The organism is Streptomyces sp. NBC_01546 (assembly GCF_045208355.1).
Lineage (GTDB): Bacteria > Actinomycetota > Actinomycetes > Streptomycetales > Streptomycetaceae > Streptomyces.
In genome coordinates this window covers 6,057,435-6,075,194 of sequence record NZ_CP109379.1, presented here as the reverse complement: position 1 = coordinate 6,075,194, position 17,760 = coordinate 6,057,435, and the positions used below count along the sequence as shown (strand labels likewise).

Genomic DNA, 17,760 nt, shown 5'->3' with positions numbered 1-17,760 from the left:
GGTCGGGACTAACCGACCGAACCCTCCATCTGCAGCTCGATCAGCCGGTTCAGCTCCAGCGCGTACTCCATCGGCAGCTCCCGCGCGATCGGCTCGACGAAGCCGCGCACGATCATCGCCATGGCCTCGAACTCCGTCAGACCGCGGCTCATCAGGTAGAAGAGCTGGTCGTCGGAGACCTTGGAGACGGTCGCCTCGTGGCCCATGGACACGTCGTCCTCGCGGACGTCCACGTAGGGGTACGTGTCGGAGCGGGAGATCGTGTCGACCAGGAGCGCGTCGCACAGCACGTTGGACTTCGAGCCGTGGGCGCCCTCGCCGATCTCGACCAGGCCTCGGTACGAGGTGCGGCCGCCGCCTCGGGCCACCGACTTCGAGACGATGTTCGAGGAGGTGTTCGGCGCCATGTGGACCATCTTGGAGCCGGCGTCCTGGTGCTGGCCCTCGCCCGCGAAGGCGATGGACAGGGTCTCGCCCTTGGCGTGCTCGCCCATCAGGTAGACGGCCGGGTACTTCATGGTGACCTTGGAACCGATGTTGCCGTCGATCCACTCCATGGTCGCGCCCTCGTACGCCACGGCGCGCTTGGTGACCAGGTTGTAGACGTTGTTCGACCAGTTCTGGATCGTCGTGTAGCGGCAGCGGCCGCCCTTCTTCACGATGATCTCGACCACGGCGCTGTGCAGCGAGTCCGAGGAGTAGATCGGGGCGGTGCAGCCCTCGACGTAGTGGACGTAGGCGTCCTCGTCGACGATGATCAGCGTCCGCTCGAACTGGCCCATGTTCTCCGTGTTGATACGGAAGTAGGCCTGGAGCGGGATGTCGACCTTGACGCCCTTGGGCACGTAGATGAACGAGCCGCCCGACCACACGGCGGTGTTCAGCGACGCGAACTTGTTGTCGCCGACCGGGATGACCGTGCCGAAGTACTCCTGGAAGAGCTCCGGGTGCTCCTTGAGCGCGGTGTCCGTGTCGAGGAAGATGACGCCCTGCTCCTCCAGGTCCTCACGGATCTGGTGGTAGACGACCTCGGACTCGTACTGGGCCGCGACACCGGCGACGAGGCGCTGCTTCTCCGCCTCCGGGATGCCGAGCTTGTCGTACGTGTTCTTGATGTCCTCCGGCAGGTCCTCCCACGAAGCGGCCTGCTTCTCGGTGGAGCGCACGAAGTACTTGATGTTGTTGAAGTCGATGCCGGAGAGGTCGGAGCCCCAGTTCGGCATGGGCTTCTTGTCGAACAGCTTGAGACCCTTGAGGCGGAGCTTCAGCATCCACTCCGGCTCGGACTTCTTCGCCGAGATGTCGCGCACGACATCCTCGGACAGACCCCGCTTGGCAGCGGCGCCGGCCGCGTCGGAGTCGGCCCAGCCGTATTCGTAGGTGCCCAGGCCATCGAGCTCAGGGTGAGCAGTCTCCGTGGTCATGCGGGGTTCCTCCCGGCCGTACTTGCAGATACTGAGGTGTCGGTCTGTGTGGTGCTCGCGCTACGCGGAATGAACGTCGTGCACACTCCGTCGCCGTGGGCGATCGTGGCGAGGCGCTGCACATGGGTCCCGAGCAGGCGGGAGAAGACCTCGGTCTCCGCCTCGCACAGCTGCGGGAACTGCTCGGCGACGTGTGCGACCGGGCAGTGGTGCTGGCAGAGCTGTTCACCGCTGTGCGGACCGGGAGCGCTCTTCGCCGTAGCAGCGTACCCGTCGACGGTCAACGCCCTGGCAAGGGCCTCCGCGCGCTCCTCCGGGGCGGCCGCCTCGACGGCTTCCCGGTAGGGCTGCGCCTGCTCTTCCATCCTGGACCTGGCGAAGGCGGCGACGGCCGCCTCCCCCTGCTCTCCGCCGCCGACGGACTGCGCGATCCAGCGCAGGGCGTCCGCGGCGAGCGTGTCGTAGGACTGGTCGAAGGCGTCGCGGCCGCAGTCGGTGAGCGCGAAGACCTTGGCGGGCCGGCCCCGGGTGCGCGCACCGTACACACGCTGCTCACGGGGTGCGACCACGTCGTCGGCGACGAGCGTGTCGAGGTGGCGGCGGACGGCGGCCTGGGTGAGGCCGAGACGCTGGGCGAGGTCGGCGACGGTGGACGGACCGTGGTCCAGGATGGACCGCGCGACCCGGTTGCGGGTTGACCGCTCCCCGGTCGCGAGCTCCCCCTGGGGGGTCTCGATCTGCCGTTCGCCGTATTTCACAACGCCATTGTTGCGTAATTAACCGAGCGCCGACAAGCCGTGATGGACGCCACCCCTGGTGGCCTCCATCACTAAGGGTTACCTAATTTGTCGACGGAGAGTCATTCGGAGGGGAACGCTCCGCACTCTCGCCGAGCCCCTCCGGTGCACCGGTACACGGCCCCCACCAGCAATCCTCCACCGAGGATGCAGCCGGGGACCATGAACATCGAATTCCGGAAAAGATCACTGAACGGCGCTGGGCCATCCAGGAACGACGGGCCGAAAAGAACCGTGATCGCGACACAGTGTTCGAATCCGAAGGCGGCGAAAACAGTGCTCGCCCCGCTCCGTAGACTCATCCCCCATGAGCAACGACCCCGCCGTGGAGATCCGCGGACTGGTGAAGCGGTACGGCCCCAAGAGAGCGGTGGACGGCCTGGACCTCACCGTCCCGAGGGCCTCCGTCACCGCGGTCCTCGGCCCCAACGGCGCGGGCAAGACCACCACGGTGGAAACCTGCGAGGGCTACCGCCGCCCCGACGCCGGGACCGTCCGCGTCCTCGGCCTCGACCCGGTCGCCCAGGCGGAGGCGCTGCGCCCGCGGATCGGCGTGATGCTCCAGTCCGGAGGCGTCTACTCCGGAGCCCGGGCCGTCGAGATGCTCCGCCACATGGCCAAGCTGTACGCCGACCCGCTGGACATCGACCCCCTGGTGGAACGCCTCGGCCTCGGCGGCTGCGGCCGCACCGCCTACCGCAGGCTCTCCGGCGGCCAGCAGCAGCGCCTGGCCCTCGCCATGGCCGTGGTCGGCCGCCCCGAGCTGGTCTTCCTCGACGAGCCCACCGCCGGCCTGGACCCGCAGGCCCGCCGCGCGACCTGGGACCTCGTACGGGAGCTGCGCACCGACGGGGTCACCGTCGTCCTCACCACCCACCACATGGACGAGGCCGAGCAGCTCGCCGACGAGGTCGCCATCGTGGACGCGGGCCGGGTCATCGTCCACGGCAGCCCCGAGCAGCTGTGCCGGGGCGGCGCCGAGAACACCCTGCGCTTCACCGGCCGCCCCTCGCTCGACCTCGCCTCCCTGCTGAAGGCGCTGCCCGACGGCACCCAGGCCGCCGAGCTCACCCCCGGCGTCTACCGGGTCACCGGCGACGTCCACCCCCAGCTGCTCGCCACCGTCGCCTCCTGGTGCGCACAGCACGGCGTCATGCCGGACAGCCTCTCGGTGGAGCGGCACACCCTGGAGGACGTCTTCCTGGAGCTGACCGGTAAGGAGCTGCGCGGATGAGCGCCGGCACGTTCACCCCCAACCCGGGGGCGGCTCCCGTCTCCCGCATGATCCTCGCGCAGACGGCACTGGAGACCCGGATGCTGCTGCGCAACGGGGAGCAGCTGCTGCTGACCGTGATCATCCCGGCACTGCTGCTGACCCTCTTCTCCGCCGTGGACATCGTCGAGACGGGCTCCGAGAAGTCCGTGGACTTCCTGGCCCCCGGCATCCTGGCGCTCGCCGTCATGTCCACCGCCTTCACCGGCCAGGCCATCGCCACCGGCTTCGACCGCCGCTACGGGGTCCTCAAGCGGCTCGGGGCCTCCCCGCTGCCGCGCTGGGCCCTGATGGCCGCCAAGACCCTGTCCGTGCTGGTCACCGAGGTGCTCCAGATCGCCCTGCTGACGGCGATCGCCTTCGCGCTGGGCTGGTCGCCGCACGGGAACCCGCTGTCGGTGGCCGCGCTGGTGCTGCTCGGCACCGCCGCGTTCTCCGGGCTGGGCCTGCTGATGGCGGGCACCCTCAAGGCCGAGATGACCCTGGCCGCGGCCAACCTGGTGTTCCTGCTGCTGCTGGTCGGCGGCGGGGTGATCGTGCCGCTGGACAAGTTCCCGGACGCCGTTCGGTCCATATTGGGCCTGCTGCCCATCTCCGCCCTGTCCGACGGTCTGCGCGAGGTGCTCCAGCACGGGGCCGCGCTGCCGTGGGGCGACGCGGCCGTGCTGGCAGCCTGGGCCGCCGTGGGTCTGGGGGCCGCCGCGCGGTGTTTCCGCTGGGAGTGAATCCCTTCCCCTCCCGTTGACACAGCCGCGAGGATGGGCGCCTCCACACATGAAGCCGGGGGGCGGACATGGTGCAGCGGGAGGCCGTTCTACGGCTGGACGAGCAGTGGGCACGGGTGCGGTCGGGGGCGGCGCACGCGGAACCGCAGGAGCGCGAGCGGCTGCTCGACGAGCTGATCGGGGCCCTGCGGACCCATCCGGAGGACCCCGAGTGCACCGCGCTGCTGGGGCTGCGCCTCGCCGACCGGGCCGCGCTGCGCTTCGCCGCGGGGGACCGCGCCTCCGCCCTGGCCATGATCGAGGAGGGGCTGCGCAGCTCCGAGCGCGCGGCCGCGTACTCCCCCGAGTTCACCCGCTGGTACGCCCGGGGGCTGATCAACCACGGGGTGTGGCTGGCCTGGCCGCTGAGCGACGAGGACCGGCTGCCGAGACATCCGCTTGGCCCGGCCGCCACGGAGGGGCCGACCGCCATGGAACGGGCGGCCGGGGAGCGTGCCCGTGATCTGACCCGGGCCGCGGTCGGGGTGTGGGCGGGCCTGGACCAGAAGGACCCGGTCAACCGGCGGGGCCTGGCCCAGGCGAAGGTGTTCCTCGGGGACCGCCTCGCGGAGCTCGGTTTCGCCGAGGACGCGGTGGCCTGGGCCGTGGACGCGGAGTCGGACTTCCGGCAGCTGCTGCTCGCCGACCACGGCTCGGAGGAGTCCGCGGAGGCCGCGGAGGCCCTCGACCACATCGGCCGGCAGCTGGAACTGCGCCTGCGCTTCCTGGCCTTCGGTTCCCTGGTCGGTCTCCGTCTGAAGGGGCTGCTGCCCGAACGGCTGCTGCCCCGGGCCGTGGTGGCCGCCCGCGTCCAGGGGGTGGCGGAGTCCGAGATCGCGGCCCGGCTGGGTCTGGGCGCCGAACAGGTGCGCACGATGCTGGAGGTCACGCCCTGGCTCGCGGTGTGGCGCGTCGAGGTGCGCGGTCCTGACGGACTGTGGAACGTACTCGACCATCCATGGCACAGCGCCACGGAAGTGAGAAACAGGACAGCCGAGGACATAGGGGCCGAACTGGTACGAGGCTTCGTGAGCTCGGCCGACCACCCCGGCGACGGCGTTCCTTGGCGCATCCACGTGTGGTGGCACGAGGAGGGCGACCCGGCCGGGGCCCGGTTCCGGCTGGCCGTCGGCCCCGACGCACCACCGGCCACCCCCTCGTGAAACTTTGCACAAGGCTCCGCCTACGATAGGAGCCGTGTTGAACCCATTCGCCTTCATCGCCAGTCGCTGGACTCCGTCACCCCGGATCGTCCAGCGGGCCGCGTCCGCCGCGCTCCTCATGAGCGTGGCCATCGTCGTCACCGGCGGCGCGGTGCGGCTGACCGGATCCGGTCTCGGCTGCGACACCTGGCCCAAGTGCACCGACGACAGCCTGATCGCGACGCCGGCCCAGGGCTTCCACGGCGCCATCGAGTTCGGCAACCGGATGCTGACGTACGTGCTCTGCGCGGCCGTCGGCTGGGTCATCCTCGCGGCCCGCTCGGCCAAGCCCTGGCGCCGTACGCTGACGAAGCTCGGCTGGGTCCAGTTCGCCATCGTGATGGCCAACGCCGTGCTGGGCGGCATCACCGTGATGACGGGTCTCAACCCCTACAGCGTGGCCGGGCACTTCTTGCTCGCCACCTCGCTGATCACCGTGACGACGCTCACCTGGCAGCGCACCCGCGAGGGGGACTCCGCCCCGCGGCCGCGCGTACCCGGCCCGGTGCGCAAGCTGTCGTGGGCGATGCTCGCGACCACCTTGGTCCTGATCGCCGCCGGCACCGTGGTCACCGGTTCCGGACCGCACGCCGGCGACCGCAGCGAGATCAAGCGGATGCCGTTCGACTGGGCGGCCACCGCCCACGTGCACGCGATCACCGCCTGGCTGGTGTGCGCGCTGGCCGTGGCGATGTGGCTGGTGCTGCGCGTGGTCGACGCCCCCGCGGACACCCGGGCGCGCGCCCGTGACCTGCTGATCGTGCTCCTCGCGCAGGGTGGCATCGGCTACGTGCAGTTCTTCGCCGAGCTGCCCGAGCTGCTCGTCGCCGCCCACATGCTCGGCTCCTGCCTGGTGTGGATCGCGGTGCTCCGGGTCGCGCTGAGCCTGCGCGAGCGGCCGATGACGCAGGCGGAGATCCCGGCCCAGGGCGACCCCCAGCTCTCCTCCGTCTGACCCGTCCGGCCCGCCTGGCCCGGGAGGCCCGGGAGACTCACTCCCGCTCGTCCAGCCGGTAGACGCGGCGGGCATTGCCCGCCGCGACCATGGCGGCCACCCGCCCCGCGTCCGTCCAGGACCAGGCCCCGTCGGCGACCCAGCCGCCCAGCACCCGGCCCAGCGCCTCCCGGAACACCAGGGCGCCCACCGCGTGCAGCTCGGGCAGCCGCCGGCCGCCGCTGGAGAACAGCAGCTTCCCGAACGGCGCGAGCTCCAGCAGCTCGGCCAGGACCGCCGCGGCCCGCGCCCCGGTCTGCCCGAGGGCCGCGCCGGCGTCGGCGTAGACGTGCGGGAAGGCCTCGGCCAGCTGCGCCGCCTGCCGGTGGTACGGGTATCCGCCGAGCAGGACCAGTCGCGTGCCCAGACCCGCAGTGGCCCGTACGAACCCGGTCAGCAGCGCCGGGTCCCCCGCCCCGGTGTGCAGCTGGAGCGGCAGCCCGGACGCGACCGCGCTCCACACCAGGTGCCGCAGGAGTACGGGGTCGCGCACGGCATCGCCCCTGGTCCGCCCGACCAGCCACCGCCCGGCCGCCCCGCGCACCTCGCCGGGATCGGGCGGCTCGGGCGCGTCGGCCAGGACGGACGGATGGTCGGCGGCGGCGCCGCAGGTGAAGGCCACGGCCCCGGTGGCCGCCTGGTGCACGGCCTCGGCGAGATTGGCGAGGAAGGCGGCCACGGTCCCGGAGGTGTCGGCGACCTGCTGGGCCAGCGGTTCCAGCCGGACCGTCTCGAAGGCCTCGGCATCCCCGGCGAGGGCCAGCTCCTTGGGGCCGGTGAGGTCCCCGGCCACTCCGGTGTCGACCACGTAGGCGGCGATCCCGGAGCCCCGCAGCAGCAGCCGCGCGGACTCGATCGCGCCCAGCTCGCGCCGCCGGGCCAGATAGCGGGCGGGGGCGGCGTACGGCTCCAGCCCGAGCAGCGGCGGGCACCAGCGGCGCACGGCGAAACCGGTCTGCGTGTCGAAGAAGGTGGTGCCCGCGGCGGGCGGTCCTGCCGAGCGGATCAGCTGGGCCTCGAAGGTGCCCAGGCCCAGTTCCGTACGGAGTACTCCGTGGCAGTACTGATCCACCAGGGGCGGCGTTTCGATCATCCGGGCATCCCGTTGCGGACGTGAGGAAGGAGCTTCCACACGTCCTAACGGGTGAGCGGGGTGTGAGGTGTTGCTCGCGCTGTTGACCGAGCAGCCACCTGGGGTCCCCGGAAGCTGTCCGGGGGCGGGTCAGGCCGCCGGATTCGCGGGTCCGCCGAGCTGGATGCCGGCCATCCGCGTCCACTCGTACGGGCCGGTGCGCACGCGCGCCGCGAACTCGCCGTCGAACTCCTCGTGGAGGGTCAGCTCGGCCTTCTCGGCGGCGAGCTGCGCCACCGCGAAAGCCGGGGCCACCAGGTCGCCCCACTCGCCGTCCTTGCCCACCAGCACGATCCGGGTGCCGGCCTGGCCGATGTGGGCGAGGTGGCCCTCGGCGCCGCCGTGCTGCTTGGCGAACGCACCGATCTGCTTGGCGAGCTTCGCCGCCGTACGGTCCTGCTTCTTGTCCGCGGTCGCTGCGGTGGTGTCTGCGGTGTCTGCCATGGACGGCATGCTACCCGTGAGTAATCAGCGGAGGAAGGGATCCACGGCCACCGCCACGAACAGCAGCGATACGTAGGTGATCGACCAGTGGAACAGGCGCATCTCCTTGAGCTTCGGCCCGGTCACCCCGGACTTGGCCCGCGCGTGCAGCGCGTGCGCCTCCCACAGCCACCAGCCGCCCGCGACCAGCGCGACCGCGGTGTAGAACCAGCCGGTGTACCCCAGCGGGGTCAGCAGCAGCGAGACCGCCACCATCACCCAGCTGTAGAGGACGATCTGACGGGCCACGACCTTGTTGCCCGCCACGACGGGGAGCATCGGCACGCCGACCCGCGCGTAGTCGTCCTTCACCTTCATCGACAGCGGCCAGTAGTGCGGCGGCGTCCAGAAGAAGATGACGAGGAAGAGGATGACCGCGGCCCAGGAGACCTCGTTCTTGACGGCGGACCAGCCGATGAGCACCGGCATGCAGCCCGCGATGCCGCCCCAGACGATGTTCTGGGCGGTACGCCGCTTCAGCAGCATCGTGTAGACCACGACGTAGAAGAGGAGCGCGCCGAGTGCGAGAGCGGCCGACAGCCAGTTGACCAGCAGGCCGAAGAAGAGGGTGGAGACCACTCCCAGGGTGATGCCGAAGACCAGGCACTCGCGGGGGCTGACCATGCCGGTCACCAGCGGGCGCTGCGAGGTCCGGTCCATCAGCGCGTCGATGTCGCGGTCGATGTACATGTTCAGCGCGTTGGCGCCGCCCGCGGACAGGTAGCCGCCGAAGCAGGTCGCGAGGACCAGCCACAGCGAGGGCACGCCCTGCTCGGCGAGGAACATGACCGGCACTGTGGTGATCAGCAGAAGTTCGATGATCCGCGGCTTGGTCAATGCCACGAAAGCCATGGCCCGGGCCCCGAACGGCCGGTGACCGGCGCTCGTCGCGAGCACCCCCGCTGGACGGGATTCGACGGCCGTCACGCACACCCCTGAGAGAGAAACCAGCAAGCACCACAAGGGCTTGCACGTACCACGCCACTGTAGACGTTGGTCATACGTCGCCCTGCGCGGGGGTCGCGTCGTGTTGGTCCGAACGGAGCTGACGACCCGGTGACGGCACGGTGACGGAGTGCGGACACTCGAATAGCTGCACGCCGTTGCGGGGGTAGGCTCGGAATCGCGCCGGTGCACCGTTCGTCACCGGGAACAGACATGTGGAGAGGAGCCCTGACCCACGGTGAGCACCAAGCCGACCACCACAGAGCTCGAGTGGACCGAACTGGACCAGCGGGCCGTCGACACCGCCCGCGTTCTGGCCGCTGACGCGGTCCAGAAGGTCGGAAACGGCCACCCCGGTACGGCGATGAGCCTGGCCCCCGCCGCGTACACCCTCTTCCAGAAGGTGATGCGGCACGACCCGGCGGACCCCGAGTGGGTGGGCCGCGACCGCTTCGTGCTCTCCGCGGGGCACTCGTCCCTCACCCTGTACACCCAGCTGTACCTCGGCGGCTTCGGCCTGGAGCTGGACGACCTCAAGGCATTCCGCACCTGGGGCTCCAAGACCCCCGGGCACCCGGAGTACGGCCACACGGCCGGCGTGGAGACCACCACCGGCCCGCTGGGCCAGGGCATCGCCAACGCGGTGGGCATGGCCATGGCCTCCCGCTACGAGCGCGGCCTGTTCGACCCGGAGGCCGCCCAGGGCACCTCCCCGTTCGACCACATGATCTACGCGATCGCGGGCGACGGCTGCCTCCAGGAGGGCATCTCCCACGAGGCGTCCGCGCTGGCGGGCCACCAGAAGCTCGGCAACCTGGTGCTGCTGTGGGACGACAACCACATCTCCATCGAGGGCGACACGGAGACGGCCGTCTCCGAGGACACCCTCAAGCGCTACGAGGCGTACGGCTGGCACGTCCAGCGCGTCGCGCAGCAGGAGAACGGCGACCTCGACCCGAAGGCGCTGCACCAGGCGCTGATCGCCGCCAAGGCCGAGACCGGGCGCCCGTCCTTCATCGCGGCCCGCTCGATCATCGCCTGGCCGGCCCCGCACGCCCAGGGCACCGAGGCCTCGCACGGCTCGGCCCTCGGTGACGACGAGGTCGCCGCCACCAAGCGCGTCCTCGGCTTCGACCCGGAGCAGACCTTCGAGGTCTCCGACGAGGTCATCGCGCACACCCGCAAGGCGCTGGACCGCGGCCGCGAGGCCAAGGCCGCGTGGGAGAAGGACTTCTCCGCCTGGCGCACCGCCAACCCGGAGCGCGCCGCCGAGTTCGACCGCATCAACGCGAACGAGCTGCCCGCGGGCTGGGAGGACAAGCTCCCCTCCTTCGAGGCCGGCAAGGGTGTCGCCACCCGCGCCGCCTCCGGCAAGGTGCTCCAGGCCCTCGGTGCGGTCATCCCGGAGCTGTGGGGCGGCTCGGCCGACCTGGCCGGCTCCAACAACACCACCATCGACAAGAACTCCTCGTTCCTGCCGGTGGGCAACCCGCTGCCGGAGGCCGACCCGTACGGCCGCACCATCCACTTCGGCATCCGCGAGCACGCCATGGCCGCGGCCATGAACGGCATCGCCCTGCACGGCCACACCCGCATCTACGGCGGCACCTTCCTGGTGTTCTCCGACTACATGCGCAACGCCGTCCGGCTCTCCGCGCTGATGCACGTGCCGGTCACCTACGTGTGGACGCACGACTCCATCGGTCTCGGCGAGGACGGCCCGACCCACCAGCCGGTCGAGCACCTCGCCTCGCTGCGCGCCATCCCGGGCCTGAACATCGTCCGCCCGGCCGACGCCAACGAGACCGCCATCGCCTGGCGCGAGATCCTGCGGCGCCACACCAAGGTGTTCGGCAAGGGCGCCCCGCACGGCCTGGCGCTGACCCGTCAGGGCGTGCCGACCTACGAGCGCAACGAGGACGCCGCCAAGGGCGGTTACGTGCTCTTCGAGGCCACGGGCGCCGACGGGCAGAGCGCAGCCGCGCAGGTCCTCCTCATCGGCACCGGCTCCGAGGTGCACGTGGCCGTGGAGGCCCGCGAGCAGCTCCAGGCCCAGGGCATCCCCACCCGAGTCGTCTCGATGCCGTCCGTCGAGTGGTTCGAGGAGCAGGACCAGGCGTACAAGGACAGCGTCCTGCCGCCTTCCGTCAAGGCGCGCGTCGCGGTCGAGGCGGGCATCGGCCTGACCTGGCACCGCTACGTCGGCGACGCGGGCCGGATCGTGTCGCTGGAGCACTTCGGTGCCTCGGCCGACGCGAAGGTGCTGTTCCGCGAGTTCGGTTTCACCCCCGAGGCCGTGACCGCCGCAGCCCAGGCCTCCCTCGCCGCAGCCGCGCGCTGACGCCCGTACAAGACCAGTAGGAGATGCAATTCCCATGACAGACGCACTCAAGCGCCTCTCCGACGAGGGCGTGGCGATCTGGCTGGACGACCTGTCCCGCAAGCGCATCACGTCCGGCAACCTGGCCGAGCTCATCGACGAGTCGCACGTGGTCGGCGTCACCACCAACCCGGCGATCTTCCAGAAGGCCATCAGCGGCGGCGAGGGATACGAGCAGCAGCTCACCGACCTCGCGACCCGCAAGGTGACCGTGGAGGAGGCGCTGCGCATGATCACGACGGCGGACGTCCGCGACGCCGCCGACATCCTGCGCCCGGTCTACGACCGCACCGACGGCCAGGACGGCCGCGTGTCGATCGAGGTCGACCCGCGCCTGGCGCACAACACCCCGGCGACCATCGCCGAGGCCAAGCAGCTGGCCTGGCTGGTGGACCGCCCGAACACGCTGATCAAGATCCCGGCGACCAAGGCCGGCCTGCCGGCGATCACCGAGGTCATCGGCAAGGGCATCAGCGTCAACGTCACGCTGATCTTCTCGCTGGAGCGCTACCGCGAGGTCATGGACGCGTACCTGGCGGGTCTGGAGAAGGCCAAGGCCGCCGGCCTGGACCTGTCCCTGATCCACTCGGTCGCCTCCTTCTTCGTGTCCCGCGTGGACAGCGAGATCGACAAGCGCCTGGACGCCGTCGGCACCGACGAGGCCAAGGCCCTCAAGGGCAAGGCGGCGCTCGCCAACGCCCGTCTGGCCTACGAGGCGTACGAGGATGTCTTCTCCTCGGACCGCTGGGCCGCCCTGGAGCGCGTCGGCGCCAACAAGCAGCGTCCGCTGTGGGCCTCGACGGGCGTCAAGGACCCGGCGTACAAGGACACCCTGTACGTGGACGACCTGGTCGCCCCGAACACGGTGAACACCATGCCGGAGGCCACCCTGGAGGCCGCGGCCGACCACGGGCAGATCACGGGTGACACCGTGCGCGGCACCTACGAGCAGGCGCGCGCCGAGCTCGACGCGGTCGCGAAGCTGGGCATCTCGTACGACGATGTGGTGCAGCTGCTGGAAGACGAGGGCGTCGAGAAGTTCGCGGTGTCCTGGAACGACCTGCTGAAGTCGACCGAGGCGGAGCTTGAGCGCCTCGCCCCCACGGAGGCCTGAACACCTTGTCTGTAAACGGAGCGAACCCGCTTCGTGACGCACAGGACCGGCGGCTCCCGCGTATCGCGGGGCCGTCCGGCCTGGTCATTTTCGGCGTTACGGGTGACCTGTCGCGCAAGAAGCTGATGCCTGCCGTCTACGACCTGGCCAACCGCGGCCTGCTCCCGCCGGGCTTCTCACTGATCGGCTTCGCCCGCCGGGAGTGGGAGCACGAGGACTTCGCCCAGGAGGTGTACGAGGCCGTCAAGGAGCACTCGCGCACGCCGTTCCGGGAGGAGGTCTGGCAGCAGCTGGTGCAGGGCTGCCGGTTCGTGCAGGGCGACTTCGACGACGACGCGGCCTTCGAGACCCTGAAGGCGACGATCGACGAGCTCGACAAGGCGCAGGGTACGGGCGGCAACTTCGCCTTCTACCTGTCGGTCCCGCCGAAGTTCTTCCCCAAGGTGGTCCAGCAGCTCAAGGACCACGGTCTGGCGCAGAAGGAAGGCTCCTGGCGGCGCGCCGTCATCGAGAAGCCCTTCGGCCACGACCTGAAGAGCGCCGAGGAGCTCAACAAGGTCGTTCACGAGGTCTTCCCCCGTGACGAGGTCTTCCGGATCGATCACTACCTCGGCAAGGAGACCGTCCAGAACATCCTGGCGCTCCGCTTCGCCAACACCATGTTCGAGCCGATCTGGAACCGGTCGTACGTCGACCACGTCCAGATCACCATGGCCGAGGACATCGGCATCGGCGGCCGGGCCGGTTACTACGACGGCATCGGCGCGGCCCGTGACGTCATCCAGAACCACCTGCTCCAGCTGCTCGCGCTGACCGCGATGGAGGAGCCCGGCACCTTCCACCCCAAGGCGCTGGTGGCCGAGAAGCTCAAGGTGCTGACCGCCGTGGAGCTGCCCGAGGACCTGGGCAAGCACACCGTGCGCGGCCAGTACTCGGCGGCGTGGCAGGGCGGCGAGAAGGTCGTCGGGTACCTCGAAGAGGACGGCATCGACCCCAAGTCGAAGACCGACACCTACGCGGCCATCCGGCTGGAGATCAACAACCGCCGCTGGGCGGGCGTCCCGTTCTACCTGCGGACCGGCAAGCGCCTGGGCCGCCGGGTGACCGAGATCGCGGTGGTCTTCAAGCGGGCCCCGTACCTGCCGTTCGAATCGGGCGCGACCGAGGAGCTGGGGCAGAACGCCCTGGTCATCCGGGTCCAGCCGGACGAAGGCGTCACGGTCCGCTTCGGGTCCAAGGTTCCGGGCACCTCCATGGAGGTCCGGGACGTCACGATGGACTTCGCCTACGGCGAGTCCTTCACGGAGTCGAGCCCCGAGGCGTACGAGCGGCTGATCCTCGACGTGCTCCTCGGCGACGCGAACCTCTTCCCGCGTCACCAGGAGGTCGAACTGTCCTGGAACATCCTCGACCCGATCGAGGAGTACTGGGACAAGCACGGCAAGCCCGCGCAGTACCCGGCGGGCACCTGGGGTCCGGTCGAGGCGGACGAGATGCTCGCACGAGACGGACGGAGCTGGCGCCGGCCATGAAGATCGACCTCACGGAGACCAACTCCAGCAAGATCAACGCCGCACTGGTCAAGGCGCGCCGGGACATCGGCACGCCGGCCATCGGCATGGTCCTCACGCTGGTGATCGTGACCGACGAGGAGAACGCGTACGACGCGCTCAAGTCGGCGAACGACGCGTCCCACGAACACCCCTCGCGGATCGTCGTCGTCATCAAGCGGGTCAGCCGCTCGCCGCGCAGCCGCCGCGATGCCCGTCTCGACGCGGAAGTCCGCGTCGGGGCGGACTCCGGCACCGGCGAGACGGTCGTGCTCCGCCTTCACGGCGAACTGGTCGACCACGCCCAGTCGGTGGTTCTCCCGTTGCTCCTGCCGGACGCCCCGGTGGTCGTCTGGTGGCCCGAGAACGCTCCGACGGACCTGGCGGGCGACCCGCTCGGTGCGCTGGGGCAGCGCCGGATCACGGACACGTACTCCTGCGAGGACCCGACCGAGGCGCTCGGCAGCCGGGCCGCCGCCTACGCGCCCGGGGACACGGACCTTTCGTGGACCCGGATCACCCCGTGGCGCTCGATGCTGGCGGCCGCGCTGGACCAGCAGACCCTGTCGGTCGCCTCGGCGACCGTCGAGGGCGAGTCGGAGAACCCGAGCTGCGAGCTGCTGGCCATGTGGCTGGCGGACCGGCTCAAGGTCCCCGTCCGGCGCACGCCGTCGGCGGGTCCGGGCCTGACGGCCGTACGCCTGGAGACCAAGGACGGCACGATCGTCCTGGACCGGGCGGACGGGGCGCTGGCCACGCTGTGCATGCCGGGGCAGCCCGACCGTGCGGTGGCGCTCAAGCGCCGGGACACGGCCGAGCTCCTGGCGGAGGAACTCCGCCGCCTGGACCCGGACAACACCTACGAGGCCTCGCTGAAGTTCGGCGTGGCCAAACTGGCCCCCGAGTCCGCGGCCCCGGCCCCGGCCGAGGAGGCCCCGGCCCCGGCCCCGAAGCCGGCGGCCAAGCCGTCCAAGAAGGCCGCGGCGAAGTAGCCCGTACCGCGCGGGGCTGGATTGTGCGCAGCGCAATCCAGCCCCGTCGGCATTTGCGGGTCCGGGCAGCGGCACCCGCACCCACCCCCACCTACCAAGAAGGCGGCAGCACATGGGTATGACGACTCCCCAGGTCGTCGTCCACCGGGACAAGGAGCTGATGGCCCAGGCCACGGCGGCCCGGCTCATCACGAAGATCGTGGACGCGCAGACGGCCCGCGGCACGGCGTCCGTGGTCCTCACCGGCGGCCGCAACGGCAACGGCCTGCTCGCGGCGCTGGCCACCGCCCCGGCCCGGGACGCGGTCGACTGGTCCCGGCTGGACCTGTGGTGGGGGGACGAGCGCTATGTCCCCGCCGACGACCCCGAGCGCAACCACACCCAGGCCCGCGAGGCGCTGCTGGACTCCGTCCCGGTGGATCCCGCCCGCGTGCACGTCATGCCGGCCTCGGACGGCCCGTACGGGCCCGACGTGGACGCGGCGGCGGCCTCGTACGCGGCCGAGCTGGCGAAGGCGGCCGGTCCCGAGGACCACGGCCCGGTCCCCACCTTCGACGTGCTGATGCTGGGCGTGGGCCCGGACACCCACGTGGCCTCGCTGTTCCCGGAGCACCCGGCGACCCGCGAGACCGAGCGGACGGTGGTCGGCGTCCACGGAGCCCCGAAGCCCCCGCCCACCCGCATCTCGCTCACCCTTCCGGCGATCCGGGCGGCCCGCGAGGTCTGGCTGCTGGCGGCGGGCGAGGACAAGGCCCGCGCGGTGTCCATCGCCCTCGGCGGCGCCGGCGGGGTCCAGGCCCCGGCGGCGGCGGCCTACGGCCGTTCCCGCACCCTGTGGCTCCTGGACCGCGCGGCGGCCGCGCACCTCCCGTCCGGGATGTACCCGCCGGCCTCGTGAGCCGACGGGTACGTCACGTGGCTCAGCCGCGCCCGCGCAGCTCGCGGTAGGCGGCCACCAGGGCCTTGGTCGAGGCGTCCAGGCCCGGTACGTCCGCGCCCTGCGTCAGCGCGGGCTCGATCCGCTTCGCGAGGACCTTGCCGAGCTCCACGCCCCACTGGTCGAAGGAGTCGATGTTCCACACCGCGCCCTGTACGAACACCTTGTGCTCGTACAGGGCGATCAGCTGTCCCAGCACCGCCGGGGTGAGCTCGGTGGCCAGGATGGTGGTCGTCGGGTGGTTCCCCTGGAAGGTCTTGTGGGGGACCAGCGATTCGGCGGCGCCCTCCGCCCGTACCTCCTGCGCCGTCTTGCCGAAGGCCAGCGCCTGGGTCTGCGCGAAGAAGTTCGCCATCAGCAGGTCGTGCTGGGCCGCGAGCGAGGGCTCCAGCTCCGCCACCGGACGCGCGAAGCCGATGAAGTCCGCGGGGATCACCTTCGTCCCCTGGTGGATCAGCTGGTAGTACGCGTGCTGCCCGTTGGTGCCGGGCGTGCCCCACACCACCGGACCCGTCTGCCACTCCACCGGATTGCCGTCGCGGTCCACCGACTTGCCGTTGGACTCCATGTCCAGCTGCTGCAAGTAGGCGGTGAAGCGGGAGAGGTAGTGGCTGTACGGGAGCACCGCGTGCGACTGCGCGTCGAAGAAGGCGCCGTACCAGATGCCCAACAGCCCGAGCAGCAGCGGGGCGTTCTCCTCCGGAGGCGCGGTGCGGAAGTGCCGGTCCATGGCGTGGAAGCCGCCGAGCATCTCCCGGAAGGCGTCCGGGCCGATCGCGGTCATCAGCGAGAGCCCGATGGCGGAGTCGAAGGAGTAGCGGCCGCCGACCCAGTCCCAGAACTCGAACATGTTGGCCGGATCGATGCCGAAGTCCGTGACCTTCTCGGCGTTGGTCGACAGCGCCACGAAGTGCCGTGCGACGGCCGCCTGGTCACCGCCCAGGCCCGCGAGCAGCCACTCGCGCGCCGAAGTGGCGTTGGTGATGGTCTCGATGGTGGTGAAGGTCTTGGAGGCGATGATGAACAGCGTCTCGGCCGGGTCCAGGTCGCGCACGGCCTCGTGCAGGTCCGCGCCGTCCACGTTGGACACGAAGCGCACTGTCAGACCGCGGTCGGTGAAGGCCCGCAGGGCGTCGTAGGCCATCGCGGGACCCAGGTCGGAGCCGCCGATGCCGATGTTGACGACGTTCCTGATGCGCTGTCCGGTGAAGCCGGTCCACTCCCCCGACCTGACCCGGCCGGCGAAGTCCGCCATCTTGTCGAGGACGGCGTGCACCGCGGGGACGACGTTCTCTCCGTCGACCTCGACGACAGCGTCTTCGGGCGCGCGCAGGGCGGTGTGCAGGACCGCCCGGTCCTCGGTCGTGTTGATCTTCTCGCCGCGGAACATCGCCTCGCGCAGCTCGGCCACGCCCGCCGCCGCCGCGAGTTCGCGCAGCAGGGTCAGCGTCTCGTCGGTCACGAGGTGCTTCGAGTAGTCGATGTGCAGGTCGCCGACCCGCAGGGTGTAGCCGGCACCGCGGCCCGGATTCTCCTCGAACAGCTCCCGCAGATGCGTCTGCCCGAACTCCTCCCGGTGCTTGCCGAGTGCCAGCCACTCCGGCATCCGGTTGAGCTTCGTACGGCTGTCTGCGTTCATCTCGGACATCAACCCACTTCTTCCGTCCTGTCGTGCCCCGCCGATCTCCAACCTAAGGGATCCGAAGGGGACCAACGCACACAAAGAGGCCCGGTCCCGCCGGAGATGTCTCCAACGGGACCGGGCCTCACGTC

15 protein-coding genes are annotated in these 17,760 nt (G+C 70.7%); 9 read left to right on the top strand and 6 right to left on the bottom strand.

Features of this window, described 5'->3' with window-relative positions; genetic code table 11:
• Nucleotides 1–8: 8 nt before the first annotated feature.
• Nucleotides 9–1,424, bottom strand: coding sequence for a Fe-S cluster assembly protein SufB (gene sufB, locus OHA89_RS27785; protein WP_257556857.1), 1,416 nt, complete (start codon nucleotides 1,422–1,424; stop codon nucleotides 9–11).
• On the bottom strand, nucleotides 1,421–2,182 hold the full coding sequence (locus OHA89_RS27780; protein WP_215142056.1) for a metalloregulator ArsR/SmtB family transcription factor: 762 nt from the start codon (nucleotides 2,180–2,182) through the stop codon (nucleotides 1,421–1,423). Before OHA89_RS27780 ends, sufB begins: the two co-directional genes overlap by 4 nt.
• Nucleotides 2,183–2,528: 346 nt before the next feature.
• Between OHA89_RS27780 and OHA89_RS27775 the strand changes: the two genes are divergently transcribed.
• From OHA89_RS27775 to OHA89_RS27760, 4 genes are all read left to right on the top strand, one after another.
• Entirely contained in the window at nucleotides 2,529–3,455 is a 927-nt protein-coding gene (locus OHA89_RS27775; protein ID WP_266610401.1) for an ABC transporter ATP-binding protein, read from the top strand.
• Entirely contained in the window at nucleotides 3,452–4,219 is a 768-nt protein-coding gene (locus tag OHA89_RS27770) for an ABC transporter permease (RefSeq protein WP_406367343.1), read from the top strand. Before OHA89_RS27775 ends, OHA89_RS27770 begins: the two co-directional genes overlap by 4 nt.
• Nucleotides 4,220–4,287: 68 nt before the next feature.
• The gene (locus tag OHA89_RS27765; RefSeq protein ID WP_266945368.1) at nucleotides 4,288–5,421 is read left to right on the top strand and encodes a hypothetical protein; all 1,134 of its coding nucleotides are present in this window, start codon (nucleotides 4,288–4,290) and stop codon (nucleotides 5,419–5,421) included.
• 4 nt (nucleotides 5,422–5,425) lie between these two features.
• Nucleotides 5,426–6,415 carry a COX15/CtaA family protein gene (locus OHA89_RS27760; protein ID WP_406367342.1) on the top strand — a complete coding sequence of 330 codons (990 nt, stop codon included), beginning with the start codon at nucleotides 5,426–5,428 and terminating at the stop codon, nucleotides 6,413–6,415.
• Between the two features lie 37 nt (nucleotides 6,416–6,452).
• Here OHA89_RS27760 and OHA89_RS27755 read toward each other — a convergent pair whose 3' ends face one another.
• The 3 genes from OHA89_RS27755 to OHA89_RS27745 form a co-directional block, all read right to left on the bottom strand.
• On the bottom strand, nucleotides 6,453–7,547 hold the full coding sequence (locus tag OHA89_RS27755; RefSeq protein WP_406367341.1) for an amidohydrolase family protein: 1,095 nt from the start codon (nucleotides 7,545–7,547) through the stop codon (nucleotides 6,453–6,455).
• Between the two features lie 129 nt (nucleotides 7,548–7,676).
• A complete protein-coding gene (locus OHA89_RS27750; RefSeq protein ID WP_215142045.1) occupies nucleotides 7,677–8,039 on the bottom strand; it encodes a hypothetical protein in 363 nt (120 codons plus the stop codon).
• Between the two features lie 15 nt (nucleotides 8,040–8,054).
• Nucleotides 8,055–8,996, bottom strand: a complete 942-nt coding sequence (locus OHA89_RS27745; protein ID WP_215142043.1) for a heme o synthase — start codon at nucleotides 8,994–8,996, stop codon at nucleotides 8,055–8,057.
• A gap of 256 nt (nucleotides 8,997–9,252) precedes the next feature.
• On the opposite strand from OHA89_RS27745, the gene tkt reads away from it, so the two are divergent.
• The 5 genes from tkt (at nucleotide 9,253) to pgl (ending at nucleotide 15,948) form a co-directional block, all read left to right on the top strand.
• Entirely contained in the window at nucleotides 9,253–11,355 is a 2,103-nt protein-coding gene (gene tkt / locus OHA89_RS27740; RefSeq protein WP_266610395.1) for a transketolase, read from the top strand.
• A 34-nt stretch (nucleotides 11,356–11,389) separates the two neighbouring features.
• Nucleotides 11,390–12,508, top strand: coding sequence for a transaldolase (tal, locus tag OHA89_RS27735; protein WP_215142038.1), 1,119 nt, complete (start codon nucleotides 11,390–11,392; stop codon nucleotides 12,506–12,508).
• Between the two features lie 5 nt (nucleotides 12,509–12,513).
• On the top strand, nucleotides 12,514–14,040 hold the full coding sequence (zwf, locus tag OHA89_RS27730; protein WP_215142036.1) for a glucose-6-phosphate dehydrogenase: 1,527 nt from the start codon (nucleotides 12,514–12,516) through the stop codon (nucleotides 14,038–14,040).
• Nucleotides 14,037–15,050: a glucose-6-phosphate dehydrogenase assembly protein OpcA gene (gene opcA, locus OHA89_RS27725; protein ID WP_266610391.1), complete on the top strand. Its 1,014-nt coding sequence runs from the start codon at nucleotides 14,037–14,039 to the stop codon at nucleotides 15,048–15,050. Before zwf ends, opcA begins: the two co-directional genes overlap by 4 nt.
• A gap of 118 nt (nucleotides 15,051–15,168) precedes the next feature.
• Nucleotides 15,169–15,948 carry a 6-phosphogluconolactonase gene (pgl, locus tag OHA89_RS27720; RefSeq protein ID WP_266612458.1) on the top strand — a complete coding sequence of 260 codons (780 nt, stop codon included), beginning with the start codon at nucleotides 15,169–15,171 and terminating at the stop codon, nucleotides 15,946–15,948.
• 22 nt (nucleotides 15,949–15,970) lie between these two features.
• On the opposite strand, the gene pgi is transcribed toward pgl, so the two are convergent.
• On the bottom strand, nucleotides 15,971–17,626 hold the full coding sequence (gene pgi, locus OHA89_RS27715; RefSeq protein ID WP_257559482.1) for a glucose-6-phosphate isomerase: 1,656 nt from the start codon (nucleotides 17,624–17,626) through the stop codon (nucleotides 15,971–15,973).
• Nucleotides 17,627–17,760 lie beyond the last annotated feature (134 nt).